A 16,452-nucleotide genomic window follows, 5' to 3' on the forward strand; every position below is an offset into this window, starting at 1 on the left:
AGGCAGGCATGTTAACCGCTACACCACGGGACCAATTCAGATAAATTAACAAAATAAAAATGACCCCTACGGGACTCGAACCCGTGTTACCGCCGTGAAAGGGCGGTGTCTTAACCGCTTGACCAAGGGGCCAGTTATCTGAACACAAGACTTATTATAGCATGGTGGTAATTTAAAGCAAGGTTTTTTTGAATATTTTTAAAAGTTTTTTTCTAATTAATCTTTTGATTAGATTTTTTATTGAAAAATTTGGTATGAATAAGAAAAGGGCTATCTCGTTTTGAGATAGCCTTTAAATATTACTCCCATAAATCTGAGAGTAGGTTTGTTTGTTCTCTGTCTGGTCCTACTGAGAATATTGAAATTTGAACACCACATAGACGTTCGATTTCTTTTAAGTAGTTTAGTGCGTTCTCAGGTAGATCTTCTAAACGACGTACTCCTGTAATATCTTCTTTCCAACCTGGATATTCTTTATAGATTGGTTTTGCTTTTTGTAATTCTTCAAGTGTTGCAGGATACTCTGTAATTTCTTTTCCATCGATTTCATAAGCGACACAAATTTTAACAGTATCTAATCCACTTAATACGTCAATTGAGTTTAGTGAGAGATCTGTAATCCCACTTACACGGCGTGAGTGGCGTACAACGACTGAGTCAAACCAACCAACACGTCTTGGGCGTCCTGTTGTCGTACCGTATTCACGACCAATTTCACGAATATGATGACCATCTTCGTCGAATAGCTCAGTAGGGAATGGACCATCTCCAACACGTGACGTATATGCTTTACATACGCCGATAATATGTTTAATGAACGTCGGTCCAACTCCACAACCAACCGTAACGTTACCTGCGATAGGGTTTGATGACGTAACGAATGGATATGTACCGTGGTCGATGTCTAACATAACACCTTGAGCACCTTCAAATAATACACGTTCATTTGCTTTAAATGAATCGTCTAAAATTTTTGCTGTGTCACATACATATGGACGTAAGCGATCAGCTGCTTTTTTATATGTGTCATAAATTTCTTCAAATTCAAATCCTTCGTGATTGAAGAGTGATTTTAAATAATGGTTTTTATATTCAATATTTTCTTTGAGGCGTTTTTTAAACACTTCATCGTTCACTAAATCAGCCATACGAATTCCAATACGTTGAACTTTGTCTACGTAACATGGTCCGATTCCTCTTTTTGTCGTACCAATCTTATTGTCACCACGTGCTTCTTCTTCTAATTCATCTTGAGCGATATGGTAGGGTAGGACGACATTTGCACGGTTTGAAATTCTTAAGTTATCAACGTTAATACCACGTGCTTCTAAACCGTCGAGCTCTTTAATAAGTGATAGTGGATCAATTACAACACCGTTACCGATTAATGCGATTTTATCATCTGCAAAAATTCCAGACGGTACTAAATGTAATTTGTATGTTTCTCCACCAAATTGAATCGTGTGACCCGCGTTATTTCCTCCAGAGAAACGAGCGATGACTTTTGCTTCTTCAGCTAAAAAGTCTGTAATTTTACCTTTACCTTCGTCTCCCCATTGTGTTCCGACTACTACTGTTCCAGACATAAAAAAAGCCTCCATTAAGTCTAATTTAACCGTATTATACTTTATCACTAAATACAGCTAAAATCAATTAAAATAAGCACTTCTAAACGTTTAGAAGTGCTTTAATGTTAGCTCCCCGGTGGGATGTATCCATCTTCAAATTCTTGAATCGCAAGATCTATAAAGTTACTATGTTGTTTATTAAACATTAATTTAACTGTTCCAGTCGGTCCGTTACGATGTTTTGCAATGATGATTTCTATTTCATCTTGAGTACTTTGTGCGCCTTCATCGTCTTCACCTTCACCGCGATTGTAATAATCATCACGATATAAAAATGCAACGATGTCCGCATCTTGCTCAATCGATCCAGATTCACGTAAGTCACTCATCATCGGACGTTTATCTTGCCTAGATTCAACACTACGTGAGAGCTGAGACAATGCAATGACTGGACATTCCATTTCACGTGCCAGAGCTTTTAACATACGTGAAATTTCAGATACTTCTTGTTGTCTATTTTCACTATTTCTTCGACTAGATCCTTGAATTAGTTGTAAGTAGTCGATAATAATTAAATCGAGACCGTGTTGTGCTTTTAGCTTAATACACTTTGAACGAATCTCATTTACACGTATACCTGGTGTATCATCTATGAAAATATTTGTATCTGATAATTTACCAGTAACGTGTGCTAAGTTGTCCCATTCTTCTTGGTTGAGCTGTCTATTTCTTAAACTCGATGAATCGATATGTCCAACACTTGAAATCATACGTGTCGCGAGTTGTTCTGCACCCATTTCGAGTGAGAATATTGCGACTGTATTTTTATTAGTGCTAGACATTCCTACGTTTTCTGCAATGTTTAATGCAAAAGCTGTTTTACCCATCGACGGACGCGCTGCGAGAATGATTAGATCATTCGGTTGTAGACCACTCGTCATTTTATCGAGTTGTCGATAACCTGTTGGTATCCCTGTAATACCTTTGTTATCGAGTTTAGAGTATTCATCGATTTCTGTGAAAATATCGTAAACGACATCTCTCATCGTTTTAAATCCGTCACGTCTACGGTCTTTTTCGATATCCATCATCGATTTTTCTGCTTCAGCAATTAATTCCTCGACATTAGTCTCAGGGTTGAAACTATCTAATGATAGACGCTCTGCTTTTCGAATTAGAACACGTCTCAACGAATTTTTACGTATAATATCTGCATATTCTTCCCAATTGGATGACGTCGGTGACATTTCAAATAAATTTGTTAAATACGATAATCCACCGACATCATTGACTATATTTTTTACTTTAAAGTGTTCCATGAGTAGTAGTGGGCTAATCTTTTTATTCGCTTGATTTACCTCGAGCATACTACTATAAATGAGTTGGTGTGCGCGTTCATAAAAATCATCGATTTCTAACGTCGTCTCGACGTCTATCATAATCTCTGGATCTATTAAAACCGCACCGAGTAGTGCTTGTTCTGCATCGGTACTATGTGGCATTTGACGCGGAAAATGATTGTTATTTTCCATGACGACACCTCTTACTGTTCTACGACGTGAATTTTAAGTACTGCAGTAACTTCTTGATGTAACTTCACATCTACTTTATGATATCCAAGTGCTTTTAGTGGTTCAGGCATATCTAATTTTCTACGGTCGAGTTTAATGTCATGTTCTTTTTTATACGCTTCAATAACTTGTTTAGAACTCACTGAACCGAATAGACGACCATCTTCACCAGATTTCATTTTAATCGTAACTTCTAACTGTTCTAATTTTTCCTTTAACGCTTTTGCGTCCTCAAGCTCTTCACGTGCTGCTTCACGTTTTTGTTCTTGTTGAGCTTCTAATTTTTTTAAGTTAGCTGGAGTAGCTTCTTCTGCAAGTCCTTTTTTAAATAAAAAGTTTTGTGCATAACCTGCAGCAACTTCTTTTACTTCTCCTGCTTTACCGATATTCTTAACATCTTTTAATAGAATGACTTTCATTCTTCTTCACTCCTAATATCTTTCATTTGGTCTATGACATGTTTTAACTCGTCATATAACTCGTCCATCGTCACATCTGTACGTCTCGTTGCAGCGTTTGTTAAATGCCCACCGCCGCCGAGCTCTTCCATAATAATTTGTACATTAATATCTCCTAAAGATCGTGCAGAAATTCCAATTGAATCATCTTCCCGTGTCGCAATAACAAACGATGCACGTACACCTTCAATTTGAAGTAGAGAGTCAGCTGCTTGTGCGACAGTGACTGGATGATATGTCATCGTTTGGTCTGCTTTAACGATCGCAATACCATCAGAGTCTATCTCAGCAGATTTTATGAGATCACTACGTGCGATAAACGTATCGATATCATCTTTTAAGAACGTCTGAGCGAGTACTGGGTCAGCACCGTTTGAACGTAAGTAACTCGCTGCATCAAACGTACGACTACCTGTACGTAACGTATAGTTTCTCGTATCGACGATAATACCCGTCAACATAATCGTCGCTTCTAAACGTGACATTTTATGTTCTTGATACTGATACTCAAGTAGCTCTGCGACAAGTTCACATGCACTAGATGCATATGGTTCCATGTACACAAGTAGTGGGTTAGAAATCATTTCATCCGCACGTCTATGGTGGTCGATAACAACTTTACGCGTTGCTTTATTTAAAATATCGGTATCGAGCACCATCGATGGTCGATGCGTATCAACGACGACGACTGTCGTGCCTGGCGTCATTAAGTCAAATGCATCTTCTGATGAAATAAATGTTTCATATATATGTTCGTGGTCACGTACTTCGTTCATCATACGTGTTAACGTATCGTCTAAGTCTGACTCATTTAATACAATATGTGCATCGATTCCGTTTGATTTTGCAATTTTCGCAACACCAATACTCGCACCGATTGAGTCGACGTCAGGATTTTTATGCCCCATAATTAAGACATTTTCACCTTCAAGTAACAAGTCACGTAGGGCATGCGCCATAACACGAGCTTTTACGCGTGTACGTTTTTCCATCGGATCTGTTTTACCACCATAAAAACGTGCTGAACCGTTCACTGCTTTAATTGCTACTTGGTCACCACCGCGTCCGAGCGCTAAGTCTAACGCAGATTGTGCGAGTTGTCCGATTTCAATGTAATCTGTCGATCCTTCACCAAGACCGATAGATAACGTAACCTGTGCGCCCATTTCTTGAGTAGATTCACGCACTTTATCGAGTAGTTGAAAACGTGTGTCCTCGACCGCTTCAAGACTGATATTTTCCATAACAATCATAAAACGGTCATTTGAAAATCTACGAATGTACACATGGTGTTCTTCAGCCCATTCGTTAATCGTTGACATAATGAGGTTATTTAACTCACTTTTTAAGTTTTCCGTCATGTTTTGAGTGACATCATCATAGTTATCTAGAAATAAAATACCAATTACAGGTTTTCTATCATCGAGTTTTTTTCTTAATTTCTTTTCATTTGTAATATCAATAAAATGAAGCATCGATAACTCTTCTTCATAAAAAACTTTGTATGACTTATCTTCATAGACTGTCTCCGTCTGAGTTAGATTGTTTGTTTTAATCATCGTTAACAAATTCGGAAATACGGTGTTAATCGGTTCGTTGTACAGTTCTTCTGGCATCTCTTCTTCCATGTAGGCGTTCATCCATATAATTTCGTCGTCATCATTGATCATAATCATACCGACTGGCATATGGTCTGCCGTGTACTCTTTTCCTTTTGCGATATCATCTGCTAACACTCTTAAATTTTTTTCTGATAATGTTAGCCAACGATTAGCGTATATATATACGAGCGCTAATAAAATCCCACTTACTAAGAAACTCAGTACTCCAAAACTAAAGTGGTTGATAAATATAAATGTACTCAATATCACGATGTGTAAAAGAATAATACTAAACGGAATGAGTATTAGTTTTTTATCGAGTACTTTAAACATGTGCTATTTCCCCCCTGTCTCAATACGTCGTCTAAATCTAAATAACATATCTATAAATCCAACAAATAATGTAATTGGTTTAAGAATGACTGAAACAATCATAATGAGTACGATCCATACAATGTTAAGTTCTTTATGTTTTAAAAAGTATAAAACAAATGCTAAACCATGTATGTATATAATCCACTCTAAAATTACCATTGAGTTCATGACAATCGCATAAACTGCATCACCTAACGTATTTTGAAATAGCGTTAAGATCATAAATCCAAAATAAATATAAGCGATATTTCTCGGGAAAACCCATTTACTAAATGGTACATATGTCCAAAGTTGAGATTTGTCTGTGACTAATACTCGAATCATTAGTACCGTATAGAGTGCAATCACAAAACTCACTACAAAAAATTGCGATGGAATTAATGTGAAAAATCCTTTTACAGATTGAATAATCATTTCTGTATCAAATGTTTGACCAGTAATGCTCGATACGTCATTTAATTGTTCTGTGTACCACGCAATCATTCGTGACTCTATATTTCCAAAAGATGGTATTACCTTAAATGCTTGAAGAATAAGCACACTAGATAACGATAGTATACCCATTAAAAACGTTAAATATGTAAGTGTAACTTCTTGTGTGAAACGTTGCTTCAACGTACCTTCAAGTAATAAGACTGAACACACGATAACGATAAACATCACAAATGATAGTATTGAAAATCCGTATAGTGTTGGAATCCATATGATGAAAACCGTTATAAAGAATGTACGATCAGATTTGAACTTAATATCTAATAATAAATAGATAACAAACGGAACGATTAAAAATCCGAGTATAAATGTAAAGTCAGTAAGTATAAATAATATTAAACTCACAGCGATTGCTGATACGACTTTTAAATAAGGTATATCTTGTTTCAAAATTACACACCCTAAGCTTATAAAAATATGCTCCTATGAAATAGGAGCATTCAATAATATTATTATACCTTTTCGATGATAGATTGACCACCCATGTACGGTCTTAGTACTTCTGGGATAGTTACTGTCCCATCTTCATTTTGATAATTTTCAATAATTGCTGCCATCGTACGTCCAACAGCTAAACCACTACCGTTTAACGTGTGTACATATTCAGGTTTTGAATCTTTGTCACGTTTGAAGCGGATGTTTGCACGGCGTGCTTGGAAATCTGTCATATTTGAAATTGAGCTAATTTCTCTGTAGTCACCGTATTGTGGTAACCAAACTTCAACGTCATACGTTTTTGCTGAACCAAATCCGATATCACCCGTACATAAAATAACTGTGCGGTGTGGGATTTCTAATAAGTTTAAAATATTTTCAGCATGACGTGTCATTTCTTCTAACACTTCAAATGAATCTTCTGGCTTTTCAAAGCGCATCATTTCAACTTTATTAAATTGGTGAAGTCGGATAAGTCCTCTCGTATCACGACCAGCTGAACCCGCTTCACTACGGAAACATGCTGTAGCTGCTGCAAACTTTGTCGGCACATCTTCACTTTGTAAGATTTCATTCGCAAAATAGTTTGTTAATGTTACTTCTGAAGTTGGAATAGTGTACATTGATTCGTCTTGAATTTTAAATAAATCCTCTTCGAATTTTGGCAACTGTCCTGTTCCGTACATTGCGTCTCCACGAACGATTTGTGGTGTCATCATTTCTTTATAACCATTTTCTCTATGGACATCTAACATAAAGTTAATTAATGCACGCTCTAAACGTGCACCTTCACCTGTTAAATATATAAAACGTGAGCCTGATACTTTTGATGCACGTTCAAAATCAGCCATTTTAAGCTCTTCAAGAAGTTCCCAATGCGCTTTTGGTTCAAAGTCAAATGTTTTCTGTTCACCTGTACGACGTACTTCAACGTTTTCTGAGTCATCTTTACCAACAGGTACTTCATCGTCAATTAAATTTGGAACACGGTCTAAACGATAGTGTAATTCGTATTCGACTTCTTTTAACTCATTATCGATTTCAGAAATACGTTTACCGACTTCTTGCATTGCTTGAATATCCGCATCTGCATCTTCTTTGTTACGCTTTTTTTCTGCGATGTTTTGAGATACGGTATTACGTTCTGCTTTTAACTCTTCCGTTTCTTTTAATAACGTACGGCGTTTTTCATCGTACTCAATAATCTCATCGATAACGACTGGATCCATTTCACGTTTTTTTGTTTTGTCTTTTACAATGTCTGTGTTGTTACGAATAAACTTAATATCTAACATTTATTTTCCTCCTAAATTTACTTGTAGATACAAAAAACCACGCCCCAATATACAAAAGGGACGTGGTTATATACGCGTTGCCACCCTAATTACATACGTTTAACGTATGCATCTCATTTTAAAACGAAGTGAACTTCGTTTACTTGCTGTAATAGAGATAGAAATTCACATCGCTTACTAACTATTCTCACCAACCATAGTCTCTCTAAAAGTAGGGCGAATGTTACTGCATCTCACAAGTAAATGTTATTTGATTACTTTTATTATAATAATTTTCTTCGTTATTTTCAATAATGACTATAGGTTAAGTCCAGGTTGCTCAAAAACGACTTGACCATTAGCAATTACTTTTGATGCATGGTTTACACCATAATGATACGGTACGTATTCGTGGTTTGGTGCGTTCCAAATGACGAGGTTCGCATCATCTCCAGCATCTAACGTACCACGATCTGTTTTAATTGCGTGTGCTGCGTTTACCGTTACTGCGTTCCATACTTCTTTTGGTGTCATTCTAAGTTTGATTGCACCGATTGTCATAATCATTTGTAAGTTATCTGTCACACAGCTTCCAGGGTTAAAGTCCGTCGCGAGAGCTACAGCTCCACCGTTATCAATCATTCCACGTGCATCAGCATAATCGTCTTTTCCTAAATAGAACGTTGTACCTGGTAGAAGTACAGCGATTGTGTCGCTATCTTTCAATGCTTTTTTGTCTTTATCTGAAGCGGCGACTAAATGATCTGCACTGACTGCACCTTGTTCGATAGCGAGACCTAAACCACCGAGTGGATCGATTTCATCTGCATGAATTTTTAAATCGTATCCCGCTTCTTTAGCTGCTTCCATATAACGTCTTGACTCCTCAACGCTGAAAACTCCTGTTTCAGTAAATATATCTGCAAAATCAGATAGCTTTTTAATTTCATCGTTTTGAAGTAAATCTGTCATCTCTTGTAAAAATTCTTCGTTTTCTCGGCCTTTAGGTACTGCGTGTGGACCTAAATACGTATGTTTCATTGTGATTGGAAACTTTTCTTCAAGTGCGTGTGATACTTTTAATTGTTTTAATTCATTTTCTAAATCGAGACCATATCCACTTTTTGATTCTACTGTTAATACACCGTGCTGAATCATACGGATAATGTTTTTCGATGCTTTTTCTAACAACTCATCAAACGATGCTTTTTTAGTCGCTTCAACAGTATTTAAAATACCGCCACCTTGTTCTAAAATCTCTAAATAATCGACACCCTGAATTTTTAACGCTAACTCGTGCTCACGTGATCCACCATGAACGACGTGTGTATGAGGGTCGACTAGAGCAGGTGTGACAAGCTTTCCTTCAGCATCAATTTCTTGATCTGCTGTATAATCATCTGTCTTTTCACCACTATAGATGACTTTACCGTCTTCAATGACGACCATACCGTCTTTCACGATTAATAACTCGTCCATCTCTTTTCCTTTTAATGCACGTGTTGATTTCTTTGGTAATACTAACTCACCAATATTTTTAATAATTGTTGTCGACATTATTTATTCTCCTTTAACATTGGTATATTCATGTTGTATTTTTTCGCTGTTTCGATTGCTATATCATATCCAGCGTCAACATGTCTTACTACTCCCATACCCGGATCTGTAGTTAATACTCTTTCTAATCGTCTCGCTGCTCTGTCTGTTCCATCTGCAACGACGACCATTCCTGCATGTAATGAGTATCCCATACCAACACCACCACCGTGGTGGAATGAAATCCATGATCCTCCTGCTGCCGTGTTCACTAACGCGTTTAATACTGCCCAGTCACCAACTGCGTCACTTCCGTCTTTCATCGACTCAGTTTCACGGTTAGGACTTGCAACTGAACCAGAGTCTAGATGGTCACGTCCAATAACGATTGGTGCGCTAATTTCTCCTGTACGAACCATTTCGTTTAATGCTAACCCCATTTTCGCACGTTCACCGTATCCTAACCAAGCGATACGTGATGGTAATCCTTGGAAGTGAATACGTTCTTCAGCCATATCTAACCAACGAATTAACTTTTCATTATCTGGGAATAATTCACGCATTTTTTTATCTGCCGCTTCGATATCTTTAGGGTCTCCAGATAACGCCGCAAATCTAAATGGTCCTTTACCTTCACAGAATAATGGGCGAATGAATAGTGGCACGAATCCTCCAAAGTCAAATGCATTTTTTACACCGTAATCATACGCAACTTGTCGAATATTGTTTCCATAATCGAAAACAACTGCGCCTTTTTCTTTAAATCCGAGCATCGCTTCAACGTGTTTTGCCATAGAGGCTGTAGATAACTCAACATACTTTTCAGGATTTTCTTCGCGTAGTTTTTTTGCTTCTTCTAACGAGTATCCTTCAGGTACATAACCGTTTAACGGGTCATGCGCACTCGTTTGGTCAGTAACGACGTCGATTTTCGTATCGCTATTTAGAATTTTAGGTAAAATTTCTGCAGCGTTTCCTAATAATCCAATCGATAAATTACGTCCTTCATCTCTCGCTTCTTCAGCGACTTTTAATGCTTCGTCTAAGTCTTCAATCATAACGTCACAGTATCCAGTCTCAATTCGTTTTTCAATTCGAGATTTGTCGACCTCAACAGTAATCGACACACCATCACAAAACGATACCGCAAGTGGTTGCGCACCACCCATACCACCAAGTCCAGCAGTTAACGTAATCGTTCCTTTTAAACTACCGCCGTAGTGTTGGTTTGCGAGTTCTGCAAATGATTCGTACGTCCCTTGAACGATTCCTTGAGACCCGATATAAATCCATGAACCAGCCGTCATCTGGCCGTACATCATTAACCCTTTTTTATCGAGCTCATTAAAGTGTTCCCAATTTGCCCACTTAGGTACGAGTACTGAGTTAGATAAAAGTACGCGTGGTGCCTCGTCATGCGTCTTAAACACCGCAACAGGTTTACCAGACTGAACGAGCATCGTTTCATCGTCTTCAAGATTTCTTAACGTATCGACAATCGCATCAAATGCTTCCCAGTTACGCGCTGCTTTACCGATACCCCCGTATACGACTAAATTCTCTGGATGCTCAGCAACCTCAGGATCTAAGTTGTTATATAACATACGTAAAGCTGCTTCTTGTTCCCATCCTTTACACTCAATTTCTAAACTTTTTTTAGCTCGAATATTTCTTGACATCTATAAACACTCCTTAAATTTAAAATAGTAATATGGATATTGGTATTGTAATGATTAATGTAAGTGCCACACGAATGAACCAAATAACCATAAGTTTCCAAAATGAAATTTTTAAATCTGTACTTAAAATCGCTGGTACTAAACCAGATAAGAAAATAATTGCAGATACCGATACAACTGCCACAATAAATTTCGTTTGAAGTGCCGCTTCAGTAACAAGTAGTACTGGTAAGAACATTTCAATAAGTGAGATTGTCGCAGCATCTGCAATTAAAGCAATATTGTCAATCGGCCAGAAAAATACTACTGGGTAAAAAATAAATGATAACCAGTGAATAATTGGTGTATATTCTGCTAATACAAGTCCGATAAAACCAATCGCTAGTATCGACGGTACAATTGATGTCATCATACGTAATGCATCGAAAAAATTTTTCCAAATCGATTTTCCGAGTGTTTCAAATTGAAATGAGGCTTGTTTAGTTTTATACCAAGCATATTGAAATCGATTTGTATCAAAGCGTTCAACAACGTTTTTATTGACACCACCATAAAATTCATCTTTTTCTGTAGAAATTGGAGGAATCCTCACAGAAATTGCCGTCACTAAAAACGTAATAATTAATGTCCACCAGAAGTAGAGTAGCCAGTGGTCCATCATATCTAACGTATTTGCGATAACAATCATAAAAGTTACAGAAACTGTTGAAAACCCTGTCGCGATAATGAGTGATTCACGTTTAGAGTAGAGTCCTTCTTTATAGACACGACTTGTGATTAATAGTCCGATAGAATAGCTTCCAACAAATGAAGCAACAGCATCAATTGCTGACCTACCAGGTGTTCTAAAAACCGGTCGCATAATTGGTTCAAGTAAAACACCCATAAAAATAAGTAATCCATAATCAACTACTAACGCGAGTAGCGCGCCACCAATTGGTATTAAAATGCTTAAGTTAATTGCGAGCGAGTTATATAGAAACTTTCCGATATTATCTTGAAGTACAACACTCGGTCCAAAATTAAATACCACCATAGTTCCAATAACGAGTCCAAACAGTTTGATACCAGTAAAAATCTTATCTGAAATCGTTTTTGTCTGTTTTAATATAAAAGGCAATATCGCCCCGACTATAATTACCACCCATGTATAGTACATTTCAATATCCGCGAATGTCATACGAATGAAAGATACTAAGTGATCGAGTATAATAGAATTCTTTTCCCCAATCGTAATTGGTATGAAAAAAATGAATATACCGATTAAACTATAGATAAAAAAACGCCAAATCTTTTTTGATTCTTGTTGATCCATTGTTTCTTTAGAGATTTTTACTTCTGAAAAGTTTTTCGGCATAAAACCCCTCCTTTTAAGCGCTTTCATTTTTAAAATTTTAATTACACAAAAGCTAGGGCATCTGCTAGATGTTTAATATCATCTGAAAATTTGCGATCTTGATTAATAAAGTCCACAATTTGATGATATTCGTCGAATTTTTCTTTCGTCTTTGGTGATAGTTTGTCTGATCCGCGGATTTCTACTGCACTTAACGCGATAAATAACTCTGTTGCAAGTACATATCGTACATTTTTCACAATATCTCGTGCATGTCTTGCGCCAATTGTTCCCATTGATACGTGATCCTCTTGGTTTCCGCTTGATGGAATTGAGTCGACAGACGCTGGGTGGGCGAGTGTTTTGTTTTCTGAAACTAAGCTCGCTGCCATATATTGTAAAATCATTGCACCAGATTGAAGACCTTCTTCAGGGCTTAAAAATGCAGGTAAGCCATCATTTAAATCCGGATTAACTAAACGTTCGATACGTCTTTCTGAGATATTTGCAATTTCAGCAACACCGATTTTTAATAAGTCCATTGAAATCGCAATTGGCTGACCATGAAAGTTCCCACCAGAGTATACTTCTCGCTCATTAAAAATTAACGGATTATCATTTGCTGCGTTCATTTCTATTTCTAATTTTTCTTTAACATACTTTAATGTTTGAAAACTCGCACCATGTACTTGAGGTATACAACGAAGTGAATATGCATCTTGAACACGTAATTCACCTTGATGTGTCGTAAGCTGTGAGTTTTCTAAGTACTCTTTCATCTTTTTTGCTACGTAAATTTGCTCATCATAGCCACGTGCTCGGTGGATTTTTTCATCGAATGCGTCAATAATACCGCGTAAGCTTTGAAGAGTTAATGATGAAATCCATAAACTGTCCTCCATCAACTTCTCTGATTCGATATATGTAATAGTTCCTATTGCTGTCATTGCTTGTGTGCCATTGATTAAAGCGAGGCCTTCTTTTGCAGCAAGCTCAATCGGTTCGATTGATAATTCTTTTAAAACTTGTCTTGTTTTAACAATATTACCATCTTTAAACACTTCTCCTTCACCTATGAGCGGTAATGCCATATGTGAAAGAGGGGCAAGGTCTCCTGAAGCACCTAATGACCCTTGTTCAGGAATTACTGGAATAATACGTTTATTAATAAATGTTTTTAACTGTTCGACAAGTTCGACACGAACCCCCGAATGACCTTTTAACATTGTATTTAGACGTAAAATCATCATAAGTAGAGCAGTCGTTTCATTTAAATGATTTCCAACCCCAACTGCATGCGAACGAATTAAATTCGTTTGAAGTTGTGCTGTTTTTTCTTTTGATATTAAAACGTCACTGAATAATCCAAATCCAGTTGTGATTCCGTAGATTGTTTGTCCATCGTTAATAATGTTTTCTACAATCTGCCTTGATGATTTAACACGAGCATAAGCATCTTCTGTAATTTCAACAGTGGAGTCTTTTTCTTCTAAAAAGCGCTTAATTAAATCAATAGATAAATCGCTTCCATTTAATTTTAAAACTACCAACTCAATTCCTCCTTAAAAATCTGAATTTAACAACAGTATAACGTTTACATTTTTTAAAATCAAAAAAAGTTGGAGAAATCTCCAACTTTTAATTTATTCTTCGGTATTTTCTACTTCGTCTTCAATATCCGCTTCAACATCTTTAACAACCGCTACAGTAGCAACGTTGTTAGAGTCATCTAAGCGCATTAAACGAACACCTTGAGTACTACGTCCCGTAATCGATACATCATTAATCGCGAATCGAATAATGACACCACGATTTGTAACGACCATTAAATCTTCGTTTCCGTCAACCGCAGCGATAGATTCGAGTTCTCCTATTTTTTCAGTTAAGTGAATCGTTTTAACTCCGAGACCGCCACGTTTCGTTTGACGATACGCGCTTTCAATCGTCTGTTTACCGTAACCTTTATTTGTCACGACTAACACGTGTTGATTTTCTTTTAATATATCAATTCCAACGACTTCATCACCTTCACGTAGACGCATTCCAAGTACACCTGCTGCCGTACGTCCCATAGAACGAACGTCGTTTTCATCGAAACGAATGAGTTGTCCTTGTTTAGATCCAATGATTACTTCTGATTGACCGTCTGTAAGACGAACTGCGAGTAATTCATCGTTATCTCTAAACGTAATTGCGATTTTACCGTTACGGTTAATACGGTTAAATTCTGATAGTTTCGTACGTTTCACAAGACCATTACGCGTAACGAATAGTAGGTGATAGCCATCCGTATCTCCGTCTTTATCTTTAACCGATAACATCGTCGTGATTTTTTCGTCTTTATCGACTTCAATCATATTAACGATTGGAATACCTTTAGATTGACGCGATAATTCCGCAACTTCGTATCCTTTGAGTCGGTATACACGACCTTTATTCGTAAAGAATAATAAATAATCGTGTGTCGACATCGCTACGATTTTTTCAACGAAGTCATCTTCCACCGTATTCATACCTTGAATACCACGTCCACCGCGTTTTTGTGCGCGATACGTGTCAGCTGGGAGACGTTTAATATAGTTTTTATGAGATAACGTGACGACGATTTGTTCTTCTGGAATTAAATCCTCATCTTCGATATCTATTGCGCCTGCAGTGATTTCTGTACGGCGCTCATCACCATATTTATCGCGAATTTCAATTAATTCTTTACGGATAAGCTCTAACAGTTTATCTTCAGAATCTAAAATCGCTTGAAGTGATTCGATAGTTTTCATAAGCTCATCGTACTCTGATTGGATTTTGTCGCGCTCTAAACCTGTAAGGCGACGTAATCTCATATCTAATATCGCTTGTGCTTGCTTTTCAGATAAACTAAATTGCTCCATTAAGCCTAATTTAGCTTCTTCATCTGTTTCTGACGCACGAATTAAAGCGATGATTTCATCGATATGATCGAGTGCAATCATGAGTCCTTCTAAAATGTGTGCACGTGCTTTCGCACGATTTAAATCGAACTCTGTGCGTCTTGTTACGACTTCTTTTTGGTGCTCAAGATAGTGATATAACATCTCTTTTAACGTGAGTGTTTGAGGTTCACCATTTACAAGAGCGAGCATGTTGACACCAAACGATAATTGTAGAGGTGTTTGTTTATATAAGTTGTTTAATATAACGTTCGCGTTTTGATCGCGACGAATCTCAATGATGATTTTAACGCCTTCTTGAAGTGACGTTTCATCACGTAAATCTGTAATACCTTCGATTTTTTTATCGCGTACAAGTTCTGCGATTTTTTCGACTAAACGTGCTTTGTTTACTTGGTACGGAATTTCAGAAACAACGATACGTTCTTTACCGTTTTTCATTTCTTCAATCGTACATTTCGCACGCATAATAATCGAACCACGACCTGTTTCATACGCTTTTTTAATACCAGAGCGTCCCATAATCAGTCCTGCTGTTGGGAAATCAGGTCCTTTAATAATATCCATTAACTCTAGCGTCGTAATGTCTGGATTTTCTGAAAGAGCAAGGACACCATTAATAGATTCTACTAAGTTATGTGGTGGTATATTTGTCGCCATACCGACTGCAATTCCTGACGCACCATTGACGAGTAAGTTCGGAAAGTGTGCCGGTAATACGACTGGTTCCCGTTCTGTTTCATCGTAGTTTGGTGCGAAATCGATCGTATTTTTGTTAATATCTCTTAATAGTTCCATCGCGATTTTCGACATTTTTGCTTCTGTGTAACGCTGTGCAGCTGCTCCGTCACCGTCCATTGAACCAAAGTTCCCTTGTCCATGAACGAGTGGATAACGCGTTGAGAAGTCTTGTGCGAGTCTCACCATCGCTTCATAAATTGAAGAGTCACCATGTGGGTGATATTTACCCATTACGTCTCCGACGATACGTGCTGATTTTTTAAACGGTTTGTCGTTCGTCATACCGTTATCATACATACCGTATAAAATTCTACGGTGTACTGGCTTTAATCCGTCTCGAACATCTGGTAACGCACGTGATACGATAACACTCATCGCATAGCTCAAGAAGGAACTCTTCATCGTTTTACTAATATTTACGGGTTGAATATTACTATGTTCAGCCAATTAAATTTCCTC

Annotated in this window: 11 protein-coding genes and 2 tRNA genes (1 of these 13 running past the window's edge); all 13 read right to left on the minus strand. The window is 37.3% G+C overall.

Going from position 1 to position 16,452, the window contains the following annotated elements:
- Positions 1-33: transfer RNA gene (locus HMPREF3177_RS03800), tRNA-OTHER, on the minus strand (it extends 54 nt beyond the left edge of the window).
- A 27-nt stretch (positions 34-60) separates the two neighbouring features.
- Positions 61-132, minus strand: a tRNA-Glu gene (locus tag HMPREF3177_RS03805).
- 167 nt (positions 133-299) lie between these two features.
- Positions 300-1,586, minus strand: coding sequence for an adenylosuccinate synthase (locus HMPREF3177_RS03810; RefSeq protein ID WP_068129090.1), 1,287 nt, complete (start codon positions 1,584-1,586; stop codon positions 300-302).
- Positions 1,587-1,693: 107 nt separating this feature from the next.
- Complete coding sequence (gene dnaB / locus HMPREF3177_RS03815) at positions 1,694-3,100, minus strand: replicative DNA helicase (RefSeq protein WP_070457161.1); 1,407 nt, start codon at positions 3,098-3,100, stop codon at positions 1,694-1,696.
- Positions 3,101-3,111: 11 nt separating this feature from the next.
- Positions 3,112-3,558 (minus strand): 50S ribosomal protein L9, encoded by a 447-nt coding sequence (gene rplI / locus HMPREF3177_RS03820; protein ID WP_068129086.1) that lies wholly within the window; start codon positions 3,556-3,558, stop codon positions 3,112-3,114.
- A complete protein-coding gene (locus tag HMPREF3177_RS03825) occupies positions 3,555-5,531 on the minus strand; it encodes a DHH family phosphoesterase (protein WP_070457162.1) in 1,977 nt (658 codons plus the stop codon). Before HMPREF3177_RS03825 ends, rplI begins: the two co-directional genes overlap by 4 nt.
- Before the next feature lie 3 nt (positions 5,532-5,534).
- The gene (locus HMPREF3177_RS03830; protein ID WP_070457163.1) at positions 5,535-6,455 is read right to left on the minus strand and encodes a DUF2232 domain-containing protein; all 921 of its coding nucleotides are present in this window, start codon (positions 6,453-6,455) and stop codon (positions 5,535-5,537) included.
- A 62-nt stretch (positions 6,456-6,517) separates the two neighbouring features.
- On the minus strand, positions 6,518-7,795 hold the full coding sequence (serS, locus tag HMPREF3177_RS03835; RefSeq protein WP_070457164.1) for a serine--tRNA ligase: 1,278 nt from the start codon (positions 7,793-7,795) through the stop codon (positions 6,518-6,520).
- 297 nt (positions 7,796-8,092) lie between these two features.
- Positions 8,093-9,331, minus strand: a complete 1,239-nt coding sequence (hutI, locus tag HMPREF3177_RS03840) for an imidazolonepropionase (RefSeq protein ID WP_070457165.1) — start codon at positions 9,329-9,331, stop codon at positions 8,093-8,095.
- Complete coding sequence (gene hutU, locus HMPREF3177_RS03845; RefSeq protein ID WP_070457166.1) at positions 9,331-10,989, minus strand: urocanate hydratase; 1,659 nt, start codon at positions 10,987-10,989, stop codon at positions 9,331-9,333. The genes hutI and hutU overlap by 1 nt, the downstream gene beginning before the upstream one ends.
- 19 nt (positions 10,990-11,008) lie before the next feature.
- Positions 11,009-12,304: a YjiH family protein gene (locus tag HMPREF3177_RS03850; protein ID WP_070457224.1), complete on the minus strand. Its 1,296-nt coding sequence runs from the start codon at positions 12,302-12,304 to the stop codon at positions 11,009-11,011.
- 83 nt (positions 12,305-12,387) lie between these two features.
- Positions 12,388-13,875 carry a histidine ammonia-lyase gene (gene hutH, locus HMPREF3177_RS03855; RefSeq protein WP_070457167.1) on the minus strand — a complete coding sequence of 496 codons (1,488 nt, stop codon included), beginning with the start codon at positions 13,873-13,875 and terminating at the stop codon, positions 12,388-12,390.
- A gap of 93 nt (positions 13,876-13,968) precedes the next feature.
- Positions 13,969-16,440 (minus strand): DNA gyrase subunit A, encoded by a 2,472-nt coding sequence (gyrA, locus tag HMPREF3177_RS03860; protein WP_083286854.1) that lies wholly within the window; start codon positions 16,438-16,440, stop codon positions 13,969-13,971.
- Positions 16,441-16,452 lie beyond the last annotated feature (12 nt).

The sequence above is a fragment of the Nosocomiicoccus sp. HMSC09A07 genome (genome assembly GCF_001808485.1).
GTDB classification, from domain to species: Bacteria; Bacillota; Bacilli; order Staphylococcales; family Salinicoccaceae; genus Nosocomiicoccus; species Nosocomiicoccus ampullae_A.